Below are 18,782 nucleotides of genomic sequence, written 5' to 3'. Positions count from 1 at the left end.
AGAACCGGTTAGGGTGAATGGAAGATTTCGGGGCGGGCGTAAAGATACACGCGTTGTGATGATAAAACAACCATCTACAAGTACGAACATAAGAAAGGGATCCGAAGATCCCTTATCATGAAGGCCATTTTGCGGTCAGATAGAACGCTGCTTAGTGTGCACCGCCGCCGCCGCCGCCCGTACCAAACGGAGGGCGGGCAAACCACACCAGCCCCAGCAGTAGCAGGAACACGCCGGCCGACACCCAGAAAATCTCATTTGCTGAAATAATCAGCCCCTGATTGGTAATCTGTTGGGCAATCCAGCCTGATGCCTGCTGCTGTGACATCCCCATACCCTGCAGTTGGTTATAGATCTCCTGCGAATTGGGGTTGTAGGGGTTTACCGATTCCGTCAACTGCGCATGGTGCAATGACTCACGGTTAGTCCAGAGCGTGGTGGTGATCGAGGTGCCAATTGAGCCTGCCAGCGTTCGGGCAAAGTTCGACAGACTTGATGCCGCCGCCAGGCGCTCCGGTGGCAGACCAGAAAGCGTAATGGTGGTGAGCGGCATAAAGAAGCAGGCCACCGCGAAGCCCTGGATAAACTGTGGCCAGGCCGATGCACCAAAATCCATCCCCGGCTCGAACGTGTACGCACGCCAGTAGAAGCAGACGGCATACATGATGAAGCTGAAGGTGACCAGACGGCGCATATCCAGCTTATGGGCAAAACGGCCAATAATCGGCGACAACAGAACCGGGATCACCCCGACGGGTGCTGACGCCAGCCCCGCCCAGGTCGCGGTGTAGCCGTATACCTCCTGCAAAAGCTGCGGCAACAGCACAATCGCGCCGAAGTAGAGCATGTAGGCAAGACTGATACACAGACATCCGATGGTAAAGTTTCGCGACTTAAAGAGTGACAAATCCACTATCGGGTTATCGTCGGTCAGCTCCCAAACGATCAGGAAGCTGATCGATACCACCGCCACAATGGTGAGGATGATTATCTCTTTCGAGTTAAACCAGTCGAGTTCTTTACCCTGGTCGAGCATCACCTGCAGACTACCAATCCCGAGCACCAGCAGCGCCAGGCCTATACCGTCAATGCGGCGTTGCTCGGTTCGGGTTTCACGACCGCGCAGAGATTGCAGGGTCAGTGCCACCACCAGGATGCCAATAGGCACGTTGATGAAAAAGATCCAGCCCCAGTGGTAGTTATCACTGATGTACCCGCCCAGAATCGGGCCGCAAATCGGTGCCACGATAACGGTCATTGACCAGAGTGCCAGGGCAATAGAGCGCTTAGCGGGAGGGTAGTTACTCAGCAACAGGCTTTGCGACAGGGGAATCAGCGGTCCGGCAACAATCCCCTGAATCACGCGGAAGAAGATCAGCATACTCAGGCTGTTCGACATGCCGCACGCCCAGGAGGCAATGGCAAAAGCGACGGTAGACCAGAGGAACAGTTTGACTTCACCGACCCGTTTCGCCAGCCAGCCGGTGATCGGAATCGAGATGGCGTTTGCCACCCCGAAAGAGGTGATCACCCAGGTACCCTGGCTCAAGGACGAACCAAGGTTTCCGGCAATGGTCGGGATCGCCACGTTAGCGATCGTGGAATCCAGCACCTGCATGAAGGTCGCGAGTGAAAGCGCGATGGTCATAATGACCAGTTGTGCGCCTTCTAGCGGTTTTCTCTGTTGCATTTGCACCTCAGATTAACCCGCGTTGGCTTTGACGATCTCTTCGATCAGCGTGTTAACCGGTTCAAGGTTAAGCTCACGCGCATTACTTTCGTAAGCCGGGCTGGTGCGAACCTGACTGGCCAGTACCTGGCCGTCACGGTTGGTGGTATCCACAGTGACCAGTGAGGAGAGACCGATACGTAGCGGGTGCTCACTCAGCTGTTTTTCGTCCAGCTCAATACGTACAGGCAGGCGCTGAACCACTTTGATCCAGTTACCGGTGGCATTCTGGGCGGGCAGCAGTGAGAAGGCGCTACCGGTACCCATATCCAGACCGACCACTTTGCCGGTGTACTTCACGTCATCACCGTAAATATCGCTGATGACGGTTGCCGTCTGGCCAATACGCATATGTGCCAGCTGGGTTTCTTTGAAGTTAGCATCCACCCACAAACCGGTTGCCGGTACGACGGCCATCAGGGCAGTCGTTGAGCTGATTTGCGCACCGGGCTGAACGGCGCGACGGGAAACATAGCCGGTAATCGGGCTGACGATTTTCGTACGTTGCAGTGCAAGCCAGGCGTTGCGCACTTCGGCGGCGGCCTGTTTCACGCTTGGCTGATCTTCCAGGCGAGTATCCATAATCATTGCCTGGTTGGCATTGTATTGCTGGATAGCAACGTCCAGTTGCGCCTGGGCGCTGGTGACGGCATCACGCGCATGTTGCAGCTCTTCGCGACCAATCAAATTGGCGCTACCAAGAGGAACACGGCGGTTAAAGTCAGTTTGTGCCTGAGCAAGTGCGGTTTTTTGCAGCTCAATGCTGGCCTGCAACTGCTTGCTGTTAATCATTAGCTGGCGGGTTTGACGCACGCTGGAGGCCAGTGCAGTCTGCGCTTTTTCAAACGCCTGTTGTGCATCGGTGGCATCCAGTGTCACCAGTACATCGCCCTGTTTCACATAGTCGGTATTGTCAGCCCAGACTTTCGTCACGCTGCCGGATACCTGCGCCATGATTTGAACCTGGTTCCCTGCCACGTAGGCATCATCCGTCTCTTCAAAATGACGCACCACTAAAAACCAATAAATCCCATATGCCACGGCAATAACAATAAAGAGCAAGGTCAGCAGAAGAAGGGCGCCTTTGCGTTTGCCTTTCTTTTTGACCGGTTGCTGCGGGGTTTGACTCTCCGCATTTGCGCTCATGTTTTTCTCCACGATCTTATTTTTTTCTTATCGGCTTGGGCCGACCTGTTTTGTCAGAAAGGCCAGCAGTATGACGTGCTGGCCTGTCAGCATTCTTTTATCAATCTGGATGGTCGAACTGTTTCAGCGTTAGCGCAACGCCTCAAGAATGGCGCCGTCTTCGTCCATTTGATCAAGGCGTGTAAGGAGCTTACGGGTGATGTTCTCGAGCTGGCCTTTCTCTTCTGTATTCAGAGAAGACCAGAGTTGGTGCAGGCAGTGATGCTGTGGTGGCAATACCTGACGCAGAAATTCATGACCTTTGTCGGTCAGTTGCAGATGCAGACAGCGGCGGTCGTTATTGCTTTCACGGCGCTCAATCCAGCCGCGTTTTTCCAGCTCATCGGCAATGCGGGTGGCATTGGTACGAGAAGAACCCAGCGCACTGCTCAGCTCAGAAGGCTGAATGCTGTGATTTTCCTGAGACTCTAAGGTGATTAACGCCATAAACAGTGTTTCGTTAATCCCTTGAGCTTTCAGCATCTTATTACGGTTTTCCAGCAGTTTGCCCTGCATGTGCATACACAGGCGAGTCAGCAGAATTTCCTGGAATGGGAAATCCTCATAACGGCTGGCGCGGAATTTTAGCATTTGTTCAATGGGTGTAAACGAACTATCCATTTGGGCATAACCTCATTAATTGCAGTCGATATAGTAACGACAGTGACAAATAAAGTAAATGTATTATTTGGTGGAATACATTTGCTTTAGTTATGGAACTGTCAGCAGTTTCCAGGCGATTCCGTAAGCGAGGGCACTGAGTAAAGTCGGAATGATGATGCTGCGTGTTTTCCAGAAACTCAGTCCCAGAACGGCGAAGCCAATGATTGTCGGGAGCAGCCTGCGGCTGTCATGCATCACTTCCGGGGCGGTTGAGACCACCAGCAGGGCGCAAATTGACGCGATGCCAATGGTGTTAAGCAGCACGCCCGTGACACCACGCTTACCCGGGCTATGCTTCCCGGCACGAAGCCGTAAGGGCAGGTAGCGAAACAGATAGTTGACGCAGCCCACTACCAGTCCCAACAGCAGGATATCGTCACGCATCGGGCGTCCCTTGATAAAACGCCTGTACCAGCGCAGTCAGGCAGCCGCAAACAATCCCGGCCATAATCGCGGCTGGAATAGAGAACAGGGTGACGCCTGCCAGTGCACCGAGTAGCGAAGCGGTCACACACAGGCTTTGATTGCGCTGAAATGACGCCAGCAAAAAACTCATAAACAGGGCAGGCAGCATAAAACCTAATGCGGACTCGACCGCCGGGTAGTCCTCAAGCAGTCCAGAGCCGGAGTAAGCGCCAAGGACGGTTCCGGCAACCCACGACAGCCAGGAGCAGAGCGCAATGCCTGCCATCCAGTTTTCACTCCAGCGGCGGCTGTCGCGTACCAACTTGGCGGTCGCGGCGGCAAAGACTTCATCGGTCAGACCGAAGGCCCAGAGTGCGGTTTTGGATTTTTTGAGCGGCTGAAGAATACGGCTGCGCAGCGACGGGCCGTACAGCACGTGGCGCACGTCCATTGCCATGACGGTAAGTGCTGCAATCCATAATGAACTGCCTGCAGCGAGCATGGCGGTGATGACAAACTGACTGGCCCCGGCGTAGATGATGCAGGAGAAAAAAAGGCTCTCAAGCGGAGTAAAACCGAGCTTGGTGGCGTTCAGACCGAAAGCAAAAGCGACGGGTACGTAACTGAGTACGATGGGAAGACTGTCTTTGAACCCTTCAAAAAAGGTTGCGGGAGAGACGGGAGCGGACTCCGTGCTTGTAGCTGAACTATCCATAGTCTGTGTTAAATATCACCCACGTTAAAATCACCGGGATAAATAGTGTCTTAACCTTAACAGACTACGGGGCGCCTTAACACCCCGGTTTTTTGGTGATCGCCGTTAACGCGCGCGCAGTTTTAGTCTGCGTTTGTCTGACGATGGTAGCCTCGCCACCAGACCAGCAGGTTAAGCGCAGCGAAAGTCCCCCCTGCGATACTCACCCCGGTCCAGCCTGCGTGCTGCCATGCCGAAGCAGAAATTAACGATCCAGCCGCACCACCAATAAAGTAGCTGGTCATATAGCCAGCGGTCAGACGGTTACGGGCATCGGGCTTAAGACGGTAAATCACGGTCTGGTTGGTGATGTGCACACCCTGGACGGTTAAATCCAGCACCAGAATGCCGACAATAAGCGCCAGTATCGAGCTTTGCCCGTAAGCGATAGCCAGCCAGGAGAGGAACAGCAATCCCAGTGAGACGGTGGTGGTCAGGTGGGCTTTGCCTTTGTCCGCGAGGCCGCCAAAAGGACGTGCCCCCAGCGCACCGGCTGCTCCCACCAGCCCGAACAGGCCAATCACGCCCTCAGAGTAGTTAAACGGTGGAGAGGCGAGGAGGAAGGCCATTGAGGTCCAGAGAATGCTGAAGTTGGCAAAAGAGAGGCAGCCTAACAGTGCGCGGGTACGCAGCAGCTTCTCTTTTGCAAACAGGCTGAAAATCGACCCTAACAGTTGCGGGTAGTTCAGGTGATTGTCCTGTTTGACCTTAGGCAGTCCGCGCCACAAGGCGATAGCCATTATGACCATCAGCACACTGGCGACCCAGTAAACCGTGCGCCAGCCGCCGAGGCTTGCCAGCAGCCCGGCAACGGTTCGCGCCAGCAAAATGCCCAGCAACAAGCCGCTCATAATGGTACCGATGACTTTGCCGCGTTTTTCCGGTGCGGCAAGGGTAGCCGCCAGTGGCACCAGTATCTGTGCCACGACAGAGAAGAGGCCAGTCAATGCAGTCCCCAGAATCATCATCGCAAGTGTTGAACTGCTGGCGGTGATGAGCATGCCGCAGGCGGCCAGCAGGGTCATGGAGACGATGAGCCGTCTACGCTCAAACATGTCGCCGAGAGGTACTAAAAACAGCAATCCGGCGGCGTAGCCAAGCTGAGCGGCGGTCACAATAAAGCCGGCCTGATTAGGGGAGAGTGAGAAGGCCCGGGCGATTGCGTCGAGCAATGGCTGGGCGTAATAGTTACTGGCGACCGAGAGGCCAGTCGCAACGGACATAAGTGCTATCAACGCGGGGCTAAGCCCTTGATGTGTTTTTGTCATTTTTCTTTGAATGATTCATTGGCTGATTATTTTTACAGAAACCAATAATAACGAATGAGAAGAAAAATGTGAGCGCGATCGCGTGTCGGAACGTGCGGTTAAGAATTTGTGCGGTTTGTTGCCCCCAACCCGGCCCTCACCCACGGGGAGAGGGAGAGAACCGAGGGGGAAATGCGGCTAAAAAGCTAAACCCGCACTCTTACTTCTGTGCTGCCAGCGCTTCTTTCACCCAGCCATCAAACTGCTGCTGGTGGGCTTTGATCCAGCCATCGACGTGGCCCTGGACATCGGCTTCAGAAGATTTACCCGCGTGCATCATGGCGTTCTGTGCATTGATGTCAGCCAGTGGCAGTTTCATCAGGGAGAACAGTTTCGCCGCTGCCGGGTTTTTCTCTGCCCAGGCTTTGTTCGCCACGATGTGCATGGTGTTTACCGGGAAACCATAGTTCATGCCGTTTGGCAGTTTGGTGTCGATGTCTTTCTGCTTGCCCGGCAGGGAGGAGAACGGCACCTGCAACCACACCACATCTTTACCCGGTTTCATCACATCGCTCACCCAGTAAGGAGTCCAGGTGTAATAAAGAATCGGTTTGCCTTCTTTAAAGCGGGTGATGGTGTCGGCCATCATCGCGGAATAGTTACCGTGGCTGACGGTCACCGTCTTCGCCAGGTCAAAGGCTTCATTCTGGTGGTTGATGACCGCTTCACAGCCCCAGCCTGGCGAACAACCCATCATGTCGGCTTTGCCGTCACCGTTGGTATCAAAGATTTTGGCAATCTTCGGATCTTTCAGCTGTTCAATATTGGTGATGTGGTACTGGTCAGCGGTTTTCTTGTCGATCAGATAACCCTGTGCTGCGCCGGTCACATAGGTGCCTTCACGATAGAATTTCTTGTCACCACCTGCGGCAGCGTACATATCGTCATGCAGCGGTTGCCAGTTGACGGCGGTAAAGGTCACGTCGCCTGCGGCCATCGAGGTGTAGCCAACGTTGTAGTCCACTTCGCTGGGTTTGTTAACGGTGTAGCCGAGCTTTTCCAGCCCACGGCTGACCAGCAGCGTCTGGAACGCTTCTTCAGAGATGGTGCTCTGGAACGGTTGAACGGTAATGCCTTTGCCGGGCAGGTCGGCAGCAAATGTGCTGGTGGAGACAAGGGTGGCAAACGCTGTGGCGAGAATGATGTTCTGTCGCATCGTTGTTATTCCTTCAATTTTAGGTGGGACTCAGTAGGCCCGGAGCGCGTGTCTCCGGGCGGGCTACATCGTTACTTAGTGAATGGGCGAGTGATCAACCCGAGTGGGCCGGTGCTGTACCAGCGGCGATTACCCCTGCTGCGGGCATCGCGACCCATCGCCTGTGTCAGGCGGTCGAGGATGATGGCGAGGATAACGATCCCTACGCCACCGACGGTTGCCAGTCCCATATCGAGACGGCCAATACCGCGAAGTACCATCTGGCCAAGCCCGCCGACGGCGATCATCGATGCGATCACTACCATGGAGAGGGCAAGCATAAGCGTCTGGTTGATCCCCGCCATAATGGTGGGCATGGCCAGTGGTAACTGTACTTTGAACAACATCTGGCGCGGGCTGGCACCAAATGAACGTGAAGCTTCAATCAAATCTGCCGGCACCTGGTTAATACCCAGAATGGTCAGACGAACCACCGGCGGCAGGGCGAAGATAATGGTCACCACTACCCCCGGTACGTTGCCGATACCGAACAGCATGACGATCGGCACCAGGTAAACAAACGCAGGTGTCGTCTGCATGGCATCCAGCAGCGGGCGGATAATTTTCGCTGCCCGCTCACTGCGCGCCAGCCAGATGCCGAGCGGCAAGCCGATGATGATGCAGAACAGCAGGGCGGTTAGCACCAGCGCCAGTGTGACCATCGCCTGTGACCAGGCCCCAATGGCACCAATCAAAATCAACGACACCAGAGTGGCAATACCCATCCCGGCGCTGCTGATTTGCCAGGCAATCAGCGAGAAAAGAATAATCGCCACCGGCGAAGGCATACCCAGCAGCAACTGCTGGAAGGCGCTGAGAATGTAATCCACCGGCACACGAATGCCCTGGAATACCGGACGGAAGTGCGTCACCACCCAGTCGATTCCTTCGGTCACCCAATTGTCGAGTGGGATCAGCGTCTTATGGAACGGGTCCATGATGTTAAAATGTTCGGGCGCAGGTGCAGGCGCGCTGGTCAGCCAGTCCGCACCGCCACCGTCTGTCGGCGCAGGTGCTGCGGATGAGCCCCATGCATCAGCCGATTGTGCCGCGCTATCTGTTGCGGGTGCGCTCTCCCACGGGTTGTTTTGATCAGCCATTGTTTGCCCCCTCGCGATCTAAAGCCTGTAGCAGCATCCGTTTGGAGATGATGCCCACGTATTGTTGTTCCTCGCCCACGACCGGTACCGCACAGGGTGCCTGGCCCACATGAGAGAGCAACTCGCTGAGTGGCGTTTCTGCCTCTACCGCAAGCGGAGAGTCAATTAACGCCGCATCGATACCCTGGTTTTGGCTTAGCGCCGTTTTAAGGGAGTCGATGGAGACAATGCCGACAAATTTATTACCGCGTTCAATCACATAACCGTATTCACGGTCTTCGTCCTGCAACATCTTCAGTGCAGAGCGTGGACCGAAACCGGGTGTTTTGCGGATCAGGCCAACCGGCGTACGGCGGGCAATATCTTTCGCGCTAAATACCTGGCTAATATCCACACCACGGAAGAAGGTGCGCACATAATCATTCGCCGGATTATTCAGAATTTCATCCGGTGTGCCGACCTGAACCACTTCCCCGTTTTGCATAATGGCAATCCTGTCGCCAATACGCATCGCTTCATCCAGATCGTGGGAAATAAAGACCACGGTACGTTGATGTCGCGATTGTAATTTCACCAGTTCATCCTGCATCTCAGTACGAATTAATGGGTCGAGTGCCGAGAAGGCTTCATCCATTAATAAGATATCCGGATTGATGGCTAATGCACGGGCCAGACCGACGCGCTGGCGCATACCGCCAGAGAGTTCATCCGGGTAAGCATGGGCATAATTCTCAAGTCCTACCTGACGCAATGCGTCTAATGCTTTTTCCTGACGTTCACTGGCGTTTGCTCCGGCTAATTCCATGCCGAATGCAGTGTTATTTAACACTGTCATATGTGGCATTAGCGCGAATGACTGGAACACCATGGCAATCTTTTTCCTGCGCACCTCGCGGAGCTCAGCATCCGATATTTTGGCGATATCCACGCCATCAATCAGTACCTGTCCGCGGGTGGGTTCAATCAGGCGATTGAGAAGGCGTACCATTGTGGACTTACCCGAACCGGATAATCCCATGATGACAAATATCTCGCCTTCTTCAATGGCCAGACTGGCGTCTTTAACGCCAAGCGATAGCCCTGTTTTTTCCAGAATTTGTTCTTTCGAAAGTCCTTTTTCGATATATTTGAAAGCTCGCTGCGGATGCTCACCAAATACCTTATAGAGATTTTTAACTTCTAATTTAATTGCCATGCAATAAAACGTTTCCTGTTATTTATTTATGTCGATATGTTACCTGATGCAAATAATTGACCGCGTATACCCTAACATACTGAGATTCTGTGACAACCCTCGATTCCCATATTGACGGAATTTGACAAAGCGGAAATGGCGAGAATTTCCCGTGAGATAAGGGCTGAGCGGCGGTTGAATTTTTATGAGATTTTTCGTGTTCGGCGGTGGAATTTAAGCTGTGATGGTGATGATTCAGGGGAATATGACGTGGGAATGACGGTGGGCATATTACAGAATATTTGTATTTTGCGAGCGAGAATTATATTGGAGAATGTGCGGATATTTCCCCTCATTCCGGCGCCAGTTTACAGCACCAGAGTGAGGGGATAAAGACGACTCAGAAATCCCAGTCTTCGTCTTCGGTTTCTACCGCCTTGCCCATCACATATGACGAGCCGGAACCGGAGAAGAAGTCGTGGTTTTCGTCTGCACCCGGTGAGAGTGCTGAGAGAATGGCCGGGTTCACCTCCGCCATTTCGGCCGGGAATAACGGCTCGTAGCCAAGGTTCATCAATGCCTTGTTGGCGTTGTAGCACAGGAAGGCCTTCACATCTTCCGCCCAGCCTGAACCGGCGTACAAATCCTCGGTATAAGTGACTTCGTTATCGTACAGGTCCAGTATCAGTTCCAGCGCGAAATTCTTCAGCTCTTCACGCTTCTCATTGCTGACTTTTTCCAGCCCTTTCTGATATTTATAACCAATGTAATAACCGTGCACCGCTTCGTCGCGAATGATCAGACGAATCAGATCTGCGGTGTTCGTCAGCTTGCCACGGCTGGACCAGTACATTGGCAGCCAGAAGCCGGAATAGAACAAAAATGACTCCAGGAACACGCTGGCAATTTTCTTTTTCAGCGGGTCATCGGCACGGTAATACTCCAGAATCAGTTGAGCTTTGCGCTGTAACGCGCTGTTCTCTTCGCTCCAGGCATAGGCAGCATCCACATCTTTAGTCTGGCAGAGCGTGGAGAAAATCGAACTGTAAGAACGCGCATGTACCGCTTCCATAAAGCTGACGTTCGACAGCACCGCTTCTTCATGTGGCGTGAGCGCATCAGCCATTAATGTTGGCGCACCTACGGTGTTCTGGATGGTGTCCAGCAGCGTCAGCCCAGTGAACACACGGATAGTCAGCTGCTGCTCTGCATGGCTCAGTGTCTGCCAGGCAGGAATATCGTTCGACAATGGCACCTTTTCTGGCAGCCAGAAGTTACTGGTCAGGCGGTTCCAGACCTCAAGATCTTTATCATCCTGAATCTTGTTCCAGTTGACTGCGCTAACGCGTGACAGTGGTTTCATCCTTTTCTCCTTACAGCGCGCAGGACACGCAGCCCTCAATTTCAGTACCTTCCAGCGCGAGTTGGCGCAGGCGAATGTAGTACAGCGTTTTGATGCCCTTCTTCCACGCATAAATCTGCGCTTTATTAATGTCGCGCGTGGTGGCGGTATCCGGGAAGAACAGCGTCAGCGACAGCCCCTGATCCACATGACGCGTGGCCTCAGCGTAGGTGTCGATGATCTTCTCCGGTCCGATTTCATAAGCATCCTGATAAAACGCCAGGTTTTCGTTGGTCATAAATGGGGCAGGGTAGTAAACGCGTCCGGTTTTACCTTCCTTGCGAATTTCAATTTTCGACACGATCGGGTGAATACTCGACGTCGCGTGATTGATGTAAGAAATAGACCCTGTCGGCGGAACCGCCTGCAGGTTCTGGTTATAGATGCCGTGGCGCATCACATTCTCGCGCAACTGCTCCCACATATTGCGGTCAGGGATTGTGATGCCGCTTCGGGCAAAGAGCGCACGGACTTTCTCTGTTTTCGGCTGCCAGTGACCTTCCAGGTACTGGTTGAAGTATTCACCGCTGGCATAGCGCGACTGTTCGAAGCCGGCAAAACGCTGACTGCGTTCACGAGCCATCATCATTGAGGTGTTCAGCGCATGCCAGGTGATGGTGTAGAAATAGAAGTTGGTGAAATCCAGCCCCTCTTCGCTGCCGTAAGCAATCCCTTCACGTGCCAGATAGCCGTGCAGGTTCATCTGCCCAAGGCCAATGGCATGTGAGGCGGCGTTGCCTGCTTCTACCGACGGGACCGAGCGGATATGGCTCATGTTGGAAACGGCGCTCAGGCCACGCACAGCGGTTTCCACTGTCTGGCCAAAGTTCGGTGAATCCATGGTATGAGCAATATTCAGCGACCCGAGATTACAGGAGATATCATGGCCGATATCCACGTAATCCAGGTTTTCATCCAGCGTGGACGGACTGTTCACCTGTAAAATTTCGGAGCACAGGTTGCTCATATTAATGCGTCCGGCAATCGGATTTGCGCGGTTCACCGTATCCTCAAACATGATGTACGGGTAACCCGATTCAAACTGGATCTCGGCCAGCGTCTGGAAGAAATCACGGGCATTAATGTATTTTTTGCGCACCCGATCGTCGGCAACCAGATGTTCATACATCTCGCTCACGGCGATATCGCCAAACGGCTTTCCGTACAGGCGCTCCACGTCATAAGGGGAGAACAGCGCCATCTCGGCATTCTCTTTCGCCAGACGGAAGGTAATGTCCGGGATAACTACGCCCAAAGAGAGCGTTTTGATACGTATTTTTTCATCGGCGTTTTCACGTTTGGTATCGAGGAAACGCAAAATATCCGGGTGGTGGGCGTTGAGATAGACGGCCCCCGCCCCCTGACGTGCACCCAACTGGTTAGCATAAGAGAAGGCATCTTCCAGCATCTTCATCACTGGGATCACTCCCGAAGACTGGTTCTCAATACGCTTAATCGGTGCGCCTGACTCGCGCAGATTGGAGAGCAGGAATGCCACGCCACCACCGCGTTTGGACAGTTGCAGGGCAGAGTTCACCGAGCGACCAATGGATTCCATGTTGTCTTCAATACGCAACAGGAAGCAGGAGACCAGTTCACCGCGCTGCTTCTTGCCGCAGTTGAGGAAGGTTGGCGTAGCGGGCTGGAAGCGACCGGCCAGGATCTCGTCAGTCAACTGCCGCGCCAGCGTTTCATCGCCCTGAGCGAGCGTGAGCGCGACCATGCACACGCGGTCTTCGAAATGTTCGAGATAGCGTTTGCCGTCGAAGGTTTTCAGGGTGTAACTGGTGTAGTACTTCCATGCGCCAAGGAAAGTCTGGAAGCGGAAACCGCTGGCATGCGCACGGGCAAACAGGTCGACCACGAAAGCGCGGTCATAACGCGCCAGCACGCTTTCGTCGTAATACTCTTCCTGCACCAGATAATTAAGGCGTTCATCCTGACTGGCGAACGTCACGGTATTGGGCAGCACATGATTTTTGTAGAACGCATCGACTGCCTGAAGGTCTTTATCGAACTGGATATGACCTGCTTTGTCGTACAGGTTCAGCATCGCGTTCAATGCATGGTAGTCGGGCGTGGTTTGCGTCACACGCTCTGCGGTTGTCGTTGCCAAAATTCGCTCACTCCTTTACGCACGTTTTCAATATCCTGTTGGGTACCCATCAGCTCAAAACGGTAGAGATATGGCACGCTGCACTTCTGCGAGACCACGTCCCCCGCGCGTCCATAGGCTTCACCGAAGTTACGGTTGCCGGACGCAATCACCCCGCGAATCAGGGCGCGGTTTTGCGGATCGTTTAAAAAACGGATGACCTGGCGGGGGACAGCGCCTGCCGTTCCTCCACCGCCATAACTGGGCACAATCAGGATGTAGGGTTCGTCTACCTGAATTCGCTCGCGTTCATTGAGGGGGATGCGCGTTGCGGGCAACCCCAGGCGTTCAATAAAACGTTGCGTATTCTCCGAGCTACTGGAGAAGTAGACGAGTTGGCTCATGCGCTAACGACGTGAGGCGCAGATTGCAGGCGATTAATCATATCCGGACGGAAACCTGACCATTGGGTTTCACCTGCAACGACGACCGGAAGCTGACGAAAACCCATCGCACGCAGCTCATCAGCTGCATCCGGAACCAGGTCAACGTTCACCATTTCAAATTCAAATCCACGACTTTCCATTGCTCGTTTAGTCGCGTGGCACTGCACACAATCGTTTTTAGTGTAAATAGTAATGCGCATGATTCGTATTTCCATTTAAAATGAAGGAACGGCGCGAAGGTTCGCGTCAGTTGTGTCTTTGTTGCTAACAGGAATACTAGATGTAGTTGATAGAAGTTTCAACCACACAAGATATAGGAAATTGAGATTAATTTATTCTGGACGATGAGCGTGACGGGAAGGTCTTCTTGTATGCTTAAATCGTGCCAGAAGGCAAAGAAAAACCCCGCACACCGGAAGTGAACGGGGTTTAAAGGTCAGACGAAAGGGGTTATCGACGGGTGCTGATCAGCGCGCCAAGGAAGATACCTACCGCGGCAACTGCCCCCAGGGCATACAGCGGTTTATCTTTCACAAATGTGCTTGCACAGCCAACGGCATCACGTGCTGCCTGGTAAGCTGGCGTGCGGCCATTCAGCCGTGCCCGTGTCTCTCTTAACAGTGCCTGTGCCTTACGACGCGCGGCATCCGCTTCATCTTTTGCATCACTGCCCAAGGATTTCAGTACGTCTTCCAGGCTGTCCGCCAGTTGATGAACATCATTCTGGATATCCTGAACACCTTCGTCTACTTCACTGCGGCTTGGTCTGTTAAACATCGGAACCTCCTTTGTTTTCGAAGAGAATTTCAGTTTAGACCATATTTTTGTGCCGTCAGGGTGCTATCGGCCATTTAACCTCGTTTATGGACTTTTCTGAAAGCAGCGCTAATGCTGAGTAATGTAAGGTTGCGGTGCAGTAAAAAGATGACGAGGAAAAAATATGTATTTACGACCCGATGAGGTGGCGCGCGTTCTGGAAAAAGTGGGCTTTAGAATGGATGTGGCGACGACGAAAACTTATGGTTACCGCCGTGGTGACAACTATGTGTATGTGAATCGCGAGGCGCGGATGGGCCGCACTGCGCTGGTCATTCATCCCACCCTTAAAGAACGAAGTTTGTCACTGGCGGAGCCAGCCACGGACATCAAAACCTGCGATCACTATCAGAATTTCCCGCTCTACTTAGGCGGTGACGCGCAGGAGCATTACGGTATTCCACACGGCTTTAGTTCACGCATGGCGCTGGAGCGCTTTTTGTCGGGATTGTTCGGCGAAATTCAATAAACGAAGACAGGCCGAGGCCTGTCATCTTCACTCAGGCTTTTGCCTGCTGATAACTGACCTTGAACAGGCGCCGGCAGTAATCCAGGAAATAGCCGTACACCGCGCCCATCATCATCGACAAGACAATGTTCGAACTCACCGCGGCAATAATCTGCTGCCAGTCAGCCCCAACTGTTAACAAGATTGCAACGTATACCGGAGACTGGAATGTCACGTAGGCCAGGACGTCAGCCAGATTGCGCATCCAGCTTGCTGGTGTGATACGGCGTGCCTGGCGGATAAACACATCGCGATAGAAGCCATAAGGCCAGGCAATAATGATGTTAACCGGGATGGCGACCAGACGAGAGGAAAGTGACTGCTCGAAGGTCATTCCGGAGAGGAAAATTTCAATCAGCATGTTCACTACCGAACAATAGACAACCATAGCAAAGGTGTCTGCCACGGCATGGCGCAGGCGGGACTGCGAAGAGAACATGGTACTGCTCCTTGAAAAAGCAAGAAATCGTCGGATAAGGAACGATTGTCAGCAGTTTGCTGGGCTTCGTTCTTTCGCGATAGATTATCCTCCTGAATACAGACTAACAAGTAGCTAATAATTTTTATTTATTTCATTTATCTGGATAAATTGCTCTGTAAGTGTGCGTTTTTTGCTTATTTCATTATTTTAGCTTGAGTATAAGTAAAATCTATTCAATATCATTAGCTTATGTTTGTTTGGTGGCACTATGCATTGCTTGTTTTGTTTGCCTGAAATGGGATTTAGCAAACTATCCTTTGGCGTTGCTCATAAAATGATTAACAGGATTTATTGTTCTGATAAAAGGTTTTTTGCAGTGTTTAATTCTAAAAAACTAACTGAGTAGTTATGCGTGATATTTGCATAAGAAACAAGATTTGCGGTGGAGGGGCCTCCACCGCGAATGATTAGCAGACGCCGAAATCGCCGTCTTCTTTATAGAGTGAAACATCTGCAGCTTTCAATGTGATTTTCTCTGCATCCTGGTCGTGTGCCGGGACGGCAACAATCTGATCTTCATGGACTTCAAGCACAATCAGTTTTGGCCCACCAATACGGGGCTGTACTACATCACCCATCGCAAACATCATTACCTCCTGGTTATTTGTTCACAAACCATAGCCTGGAGTGATGACAAGGTACAGTTGCCTCGGACGATGACAGTGATTGACGAAACAGGGGTATTGAGTAAAAGAGGGTAAAAGAATGGGGCTGGCCTGGCGGCCTTCAGTAGAATAACTACGCTTTAACATTAAATTCCTTTTTTTAACAATTAGCTGCACGTTGCTTGCATGGGAGAAATTATGGGTTTCTGGCGTATTGTTTTCACTATTTTACTTCCTCCACTTGGGGTACTGCTGGGCAAAGGCATTGGATTTGCCTTTATCCTGAATATCATTCTGACGTTGTGCGGCTATGTTCCGGGTCTCATTCACGCCTTCTGGGTCCAAACGCGCGACTAATTTGCATTAGGCGGCCCTGGCCGCCTTATTTTTTTATAACGTATTGTTAAACCCCAAATTTTCTCCATCATTTTTGTGCACACTCTTAAAGTTCTTCGCCTGGAAGACGATAAAAACTAAGTTTGGCAACGATTCTAAGGAGAAGAAATGAGCATTAAGGATGTCGGTTCGCTGGCAAACGTCAGGGCTATACCTGCCGCACGTCAGGATACGGCGCGTGCGTTGACCGAGAAAGGGAGCGAAGCTGCTGATTCCGTTGAGGTCAGCATCTCCCGTGAGGCAATGGAGCAGGCTAAAGAGCAACTGCCGTCGCCAGCGAAAGAAGAGCAAGACGCTACCGAAAAAATGATGCTGGCACTGCGCAATCAGTCGATGCCGCGCATCTCCTCTGACTCGGGCCTTACCAGCGATTTTTACAGCGATCCGGCAACGGCGATTGATGCTGCTCGTTTCGTGGATTTTTTTCAGCACTCCACCGTGGCGGCTGACGATATGGCTGATGCTCTGCATAAAGCGCTCACTTCTCCCTCCGATAATGGTGATTACACCACTAATGCTATGGATCTGGCACTCACCCAGGGGAAACTGAACAAAGTCGTGGAGCACTATATTTCTGCGGATTATCAGGAAGAAGCCAGCGCTTTTGTTTCGCAGTTCATCAATGAAAAATCGACTCAAGCCGATCAGATGACCAAAGTGGCGCTATCGCAGGCGACCAAGTTGGCACAGAGTCTGGGCGACCGTGAACAGGCCCGACATCATCAGGACGCAGCCGCCCAACTGGCGGACGGAATCCATTCCTCACAAGTTGTTCGCAATGAGATGCTCAACCTCACCGGCACAAGCAGTGACAGTGAGGAGTGGTTTTCCTCAATGAGCAATTGGGTGAATGAAAACCGCGCATTGCCCTACATTATTGATATAGAAAAGAGCCACATTGGTGCGTTAAAGGCGCAGTGGCAGACGTTTGTCGAGAGTGTAAAAACGGGCGACTCCACCCCTCATTGACTTACTCTCGCGCACCCATCCCAGACCACTGCCCAAAGTTGCCCGCTACCGTATGCATTTGCTGGCGCATTTCAGCGAGTGGGTTTTGCCCGAGTGAGGATCACCGCACGAGCAATGTAGGGCTCCAGTAACTTCGCGACAGCGGCAAAAACCGGCACGACAACGGAATTACCAAACTGGCGATAGGCCTGGGTATCTGATACCGGAATACGGAACGGTTTCTCGCCCACTTTCTCAAAGCCCATCAGACGTGCGCACTCCCGTGGCGTCAGCCTGCGTGGGCGACGCAGTTGATTCGCTGCGTTGGCAAAATCGGCTTCACCCAATGCTTTATCCCAGCCTCGGTCAACCAGAATTTCTGAGCCATCTTTGTGATAGCGGGCGGAGAGGGTGCGTGCCACGCTATCGGCACGGGTCGGATCGACCAGACCAAAGCCAAAGCCGTTGCCTTTCGCGGCATGCTTCTTAGCGTAGTGGTAGAGATAATCCCAGAGTTTTGGCGACAGGATGTATTTTTCATCCACACTCGGCTCCAGCAAATCACCCAATGCCGGGCGCTGCTGGGGAAAATGATGGCTAATATCGCGCAGGGAAAAGCTCTGACGCAGATTGAGATCGCGGCGAAAACCTACCAGCACAATACGCTCGCGGTGCTGTGGAAGAAAGTGTTTACCATCAACGATTTTAGGATCGTCTTTGCCGGTGGTCCCGGCATCGGCGATGTCATAACCCAGTTCATCGAGGGTATTCATAATCACTGTGAAGGTTTTGCCCTGGTCGTGGCTCTTCAGGTTTTTAACGTTTTCGAGCACGAAAATAGCCGGACGCTTGGCTTTGATAATGCGGGCGACATCGAAGAACAGTGTTCCCTGTGCTTCACACTCAAAACCGTGTGCACGACCCAACGCATTCTTTTTACTCACACCGGCAAGGCTGAATGGTTGACAGGGGAAACCGGCCAGCAACACGTCGTGATCCGGGATCTGCTGATCAATGTGAGCGTAGGCTTCTGCATCGCTGACCTGCGGTTTACCGCTGAGCGTGACTTCACGGATATCCTGGTTAAAACGATGACTGTTTTCGTCGTTGTACCAGTTGGCTTTGTAGGTTCGTACCGCGTTTTTGTTCCACTCACTGGTGAACACGCACTGTCCGCCAATGGCTTCAAATCCATTGCGAATGCCCCCAATTCCCGCAAACAGATCGATAAAGCGGAAGGGGTAGTGAGGGTGATGTGCCGGAGGGGAAGGGAGCATTTTGCGCAGCAAAGCGACTTCGGCGACTGTCAGTGGCGTCGGCGCGCTCTTGCCATTAACCCGGCGATTCAGTCTTTCCCGGCTCCAGTCATTCTGACCCAGCAAGCGCAATTTCTCTGCGACATATTTTTGTCCGTAAATTTCGAGAACCCGGTCCAGCAGTTCCTTGTCTTGTTCCCGTTGCCGTTTGTCCTCTGCTTCGGCCTGCACCAGCAATTCTTGCGCGATTGAATCAAATTCAGACATAACGTCTCCTTGGGGTTTATGTGTGAAAATATATCACTCAATTGACCCAG

At 52.6% G+C, this 18,782-nt stretch carries 20 protein-coding genes; 3 read left to right on the top strand and 17 right to left on the bottom strand.

Annotation, left to right across the window (positions count from 1 at the left end):
- Positions 1 to 151 precede the first annotated feature (151 nt).
- From emrB to AC5JPW_RS20870, 14 genes are all read right to left on the bottom strand, one after another.
- Complete coding sequence (gene emrB / locus AC5JPW_RS20935; protein ID WP_494243006.1) at positions 152 to 1,690, bottom strand: multidrug efflux MFS transporter permease subunit EmrB; 1,539 nt, start codon at positions 1,688 to 1,690, stop codon at positions 152 to 154.
- A gap of 12 nt (positions 1,691 to 1,702) precedes the next feature.
- Positions 1,703 to 2,875 (bottom strand): multidrug efflux MFS transporter periplasmic adaptor subunit EmrA, encoded by a 1,173-nt coding sequence (gene emrA, locus AC5JPW_RS20930; protein ID WP_494243005.1) that lies wholly within the window; start codon positions 2,873 to 2,875, stop codon positions 1,703 to 1,705.
- A 129-nt stretch (positions 2,876 to 3,004) separates the two neighbouring features.
- A complete protein-coding gene (gene mprA / locus AC5JPW_RS20925) occupies positions 3,005 to 3,535 on the bottom strand; it encodes a transcriptional repressor MprA (protein WP_494243004.1) in 531 nt (176 codons plus the stop codon).
- A gap of 90 nt (positions 3,536 to 3,625) precedes the next feature.
- A complete protein-coding gene (gene ygaH, locus AC5JPW_RS20920; RefSeq protein WP_494243003.1) occupies positions 3,626 to 3,961 on the bottom strand; it encodes an L-valine transporter subunit YgaH in 336 nt (111 codons plus the stop codon).
- The gene (locus AC5JPW_RS20915; RefSeq protein WP_494243002.1) at positions 3,954 to 4,697 is read right to left on the bottom strand and encodes an AzlC family ABC transporter permease; all 744 of its coding nucleotides are present in this window, start codon (positions 4,695 to 4,697) and stop codon (positions 3,954 to 3,956) included. The genes ygaH and AC5JPW_RS20915 overlap by 8 nt, the downstream gene beginning before the upstream one ends.
- A 122-nt stretch (positions 4,698 to 4,819) precedes the next feature.
- Positions 4,820 to 6,004, bottom strand: coding sequence for an MFS transporter (locus AC5JPW_RS20910; protein WP_494243001.1), 1,185 nt, complete (start codon positions 6,002 to 6,004; stop codon positions 4,820 to 4,822).
- 199 nt (positions 6,005 to 6,203) lie between these two features.
- Positions 6,204 to 7,199: a glycine betaine/L-proline ABC transporter substrate-binding protein ProX gene (gene proX, locus AC5JPW_RS20905; protein WP_494243000.1), complete on the bottom strand. Its 996-nt coding sequence runs from the start codon at positions 7,197 to 7,199 to the stop codon at positions 6,204 to 6,206.
- A gap of 71 nt (positions 7,200 to 7,270) precedes the next feature.
- Complete coding sequence (gene proW, locus AC5JPW_RS20900) at positions 7,271 to 8,338, bottom strand: glycine betaine/L-proline ABC transporter permease ProW (RefSeq protein WP_494242999.1); 1,068 nt, start codon at positions 8,336 to 8,338, stop codon at positions 7,271 to 7,273.
- Positions 8,331 to 9,533: a glycine betaine/L-proline ABC transporter ATP-binding protein ProV gene (gene proV / locus AC5JPW_RS20895; RefSeq protein WP_494242998.1), complete on the bottom strand. Its 1,203-nt coding sequence runs from the start codon at positions 9,531 to 9,533 to the stop codon at positions 8,331 to 8,333. Before proV ends, proW begins: the two co-directional genes overlap by 8 nt.
- 379 nt (positions 9,534 to 9,912) lie before the next feature.
- Positions 9,913 to 10,875, bottom strand: coding sequence for a class 1b ribonucleoside-diphosphate reductase subunit beta (gene nrdF / locus AC5JPW_RS20890; protein WP_494242997.1), 963 nt, complete (start codon positions 10,873 to 10,875; stop codon positions 9,913 to 9,915).
- Between the two features lie 10 nt (positions 10,876 to 10,885).
- Entirely contained in the window at positions 10,886 to 13,030 is a 2,145-nt protein-coding gene (gene nrdE, locus AC5JPW_RS20885) for a class 1b ribonucleoside-diphosphate reductase subunit alpha (RefSeq protein ID WP_494242996.1), read from the bottom strand.
- Positions 13,003 to 13,413, bottom strand: a complete 411-nt coding sequence (gene nrdI, locus AC5JPW_RS20880; protein WP_494242995.1) for a class Ib ribonucleoside-diphosphate reductase assembly flavoprotein NrdI — start codon at positions 13,411 to 13,413, stop codon at positions 13,003 to 13,005. The genes nrdE and nrdI overlap by 28 nt, the downstream gene beginning before the upstream one ends.
- A complete protein-coding gene (gene nrdH / locus AC5JPW_RS20875; protein ID WP_494242994.1) occupies positions 13,410 to 13,655 on the bottom strand; it encodes a glutaredoxin-like protein NrdH in 246 nt (81 codons plus the stop codon). Before nrdH ends, nrdI begins: the two co-directional genes overlap by 4 nt.
- 250 nt (positions 13,656 to 13,905) lie before the next feature.
- Complete coding sequence (locus tag AC5JPW_RS20870) at positions 13,906 to 14,232, bottom strand: DUF883 family protein (protein WP_494242993.1); 327 nt, start codon at positions 14,230 to 14,232, stop codon at positions 13,906 to 13,908.
- A gap of 163 nt (positions 14,233 to 14,395) precedes the next feature.
- Between AC5JPW_RS20870 and AC5JPW_RS20865 the strand changes: the two genes are divergently transcribed.
- Positions 14,396 to 14,740, top strand: a complete 345-nt coding sequence (locus tag AC5JPW_RS20865; protein WP_458046088.1) for a DUF2002 family protein — start codon at positions 14,396 to 14,398, stop codon at positions 14,738 to 14,740.
- Positions 14,741 to 14,771: 31 nt separating this feature from the next.
- Here the strand turns inward: AC5JPW_RS20865 and alaE are convergent, their stop codons facing one another.
- Together alaE and AC5JPW_RS20855 are read right to left on the bottom strand one after the other, a co-directional pair.
- A complete protein-coding gene (alaE, locus tag AC5JPW_RS20860; protein ID WP_494242992.1) occupies positions 14,772 to 15,218 on the bottom strand; it encodes an L-alanine exporter AlaE in 447 nt (148 codons plus the stop codon).
- A gap of 449 nt (positions 15,219 to 15,667) precedes the next feature.
- Positions 15,668 to 15,847 carry a hypothetical protein gene (locus tag AC5JPW_RS20855; protein WP_494243907.1) on the bottom strand — a complete coding sequence of 60 codons (180 nt, stop codon included), beginning with the start codon at positions 15,845 to 15,847 and terminating at the stop codon, positions 15,668 to 15,670.
- Positions 15,848 to 16,063: 216 nt separating this feature from the next.
- Here AC5JPW_RS20855 and AC5JPW_RS20850 point away from each other — a divergent pair, with 216 nt between their 5' ends.
- Both AC5JPW_RS20850 and AC5JPW_RS20845 read left to right on the top strand, forming a co-directional pair.
- A complete protein-coding gene (locus AC5JPW_RS20850; RefSeq protein WP_494242991.1) occupies positions 16,064 to 16,222 on the top strand; it encodes a YqaE/Pmp3 family membrane protein in 159 nt (52 codons plus the stop codon).
- A 147-nt stretch (positions 16,223 to 16,369) separates the two neighbouring features.
- Complete coding sequence (locus AC5JPW_RS20845; protein ID WP_494242990.1) at positions 16,370 to 17,230, top strand: hypothetical protein; 861 nt, start codon at positions 16,370 to 16,372, stop codon at positions 17,228 to 17,230.
- Between the two features lie 71 nt (positions 17,231 to 17,301).
- Here AC5JPW_RS20845 and AC5JPW_RS20840 read toward each other — a convergent pair whose 3' ends face one another.
- Positions 17,302 to 18,732, bottom strand: a complete 1,431-nt coding sequence (locus tag AC5JPW_RS20840; RefSeq protein WP_494242989.1) for a DNA cytosine methyltransferase — start codon at positions 18,730 to 18,732, stop codon at positions 17,302 to 17,304.
- Positions 18,733 to 18,782: the final 50 nt, after the last annotated feature.

The organism is Phytobacter sp. (assembly GCF_059074235.1).
The sequence above is the reverse complement of the archived record's forward strand: the minus strand, read 5'-3'. Positions and strand labels throughout refer to the sequence as shown.

Coding starts and splice junctions, on each gene's coding strand:
- emrB (WP_494243006.1), bottom strand. CDS start 1,690: ATGCAACAGAGAAAACCGCTAGAAGGCGCACAACTGGTCATTATGACC.
- emrA (WP_494243005.1), bottom strand. CDS start 2,875: ATGAGCGCAAATGCGGAGAGTCAAACCCCGCAGCAACCGGTCAAAAAG.
- mprA (WP_494243004.1), bottom strand. CDS start 3,535: ATGGATAGTTCGTTTACACCCATTGAACAAATGCTAAAATTCCGCGCC.
- ygaH (WP_494243003.1), bottom strand. CDS start 3,961: ATGCGTGACGATATCCTGCTGTTGGGACTGGTAGTGGGCTGCGTCAAC.
- AC5JPW_RS20915 (WP_494243002.1), bottom strand. CDS start 4,697: ATGGATAGTTCAGCTACAAGCACGGAGTCCGCTCCCGTCTCTCCCGCA.
- AC5JPW_RS20910 (WP_494243001.1), bottom strand. CDS start 6,004: ATGACAAAAACACATCAAGGGCTTAGCCCCGCGTTGATAGCACTTATG.
- proX (WP_494243000.1), bottom strand. CDS start 7,199: ATGCGACAGAACATCATTCTCGCCACAGCGTTTGCCACCCTTGTCTCC.
- proW (WP_494242999.1), bottom strand. CDS start 8,338: ATGGCTGATCAAAACAACCCGTGGGAGAGCGCACCCGCAACAGATAGC.
- proV (WP_494242998.1), bottom strand. CDS start 9,533: ATGGCAATTAAATTAGAAGTTAAAAATCTCTATAAGGTATTTGGTGAG.
- nrdF (WP_494242997.1), bottom strand. CDS start 10,875: ATGAAACCACTGTCACGCGTTAGCGCAGTCAACTGGAACAAGATTCAG.
- nrdI (WP_494242995.1), bottom strand. CDS start 13,413: ATGAGCCAACTCGTCTACTTCTCCAGTAGCTCGGAGAATACGCAACGT.
- nrdH (WP_494242994.1), bottom strand. CDS start 13,655: ATGCGCATTACTATTTACACTAAAAACGATTGTGTGCAGTGCCACGCG.
- AC5JPW_RS20870 (WP_494242993.1), bottom strand. CDS start 14,232: ATGTTTAACAGACCAAGCCGCAGTGAAGTAGACGAAGGTGTTCAGGAT.
- AC5JPW_RS20865 (WP_458046088.1), top strand. CDS start 14,396: ATGTATTTACGACCCGATGAGGTGGCGCGCGTTCTGGAAAAAGTGGGC.
- alaE (WP_494242992.1), bottom strand. CDS start 15,218: ATGTTCTCTTCGCAGTCCCGCCTGCGCCATGCCGTGGCAGACACCTTT.
- AC5JPW_RS20855 (WP_494243907.1), bottom strand. CDS start 15,847: ATGTTTGCGATGGGTGATGTAGTACAGCCCCGTATTGGTGGGCCAAAA.
- AC5JPW_RS20850 (WP_494242991.1), top strand. CDS start 16,064: ATGGGTTTCTGGCGTATTGTTTTCACTATTTTACTTCCTCCACTTGGG.
- AC5JPW_RS20845 (WP_494242990.1), top strand. CDS start 16,370: ATGAGCATTAAGGATGTCGGTTCGCTGGCAAACGTCAGGGCTATACCT.
- AC5JPW_RS20840 (WP_494242989.1), bottom strand. CDS start 18,732: ATGTCTGAATTTGATTCAATCGCGCAAGAATTGCTGGTGCAGGCCGAA.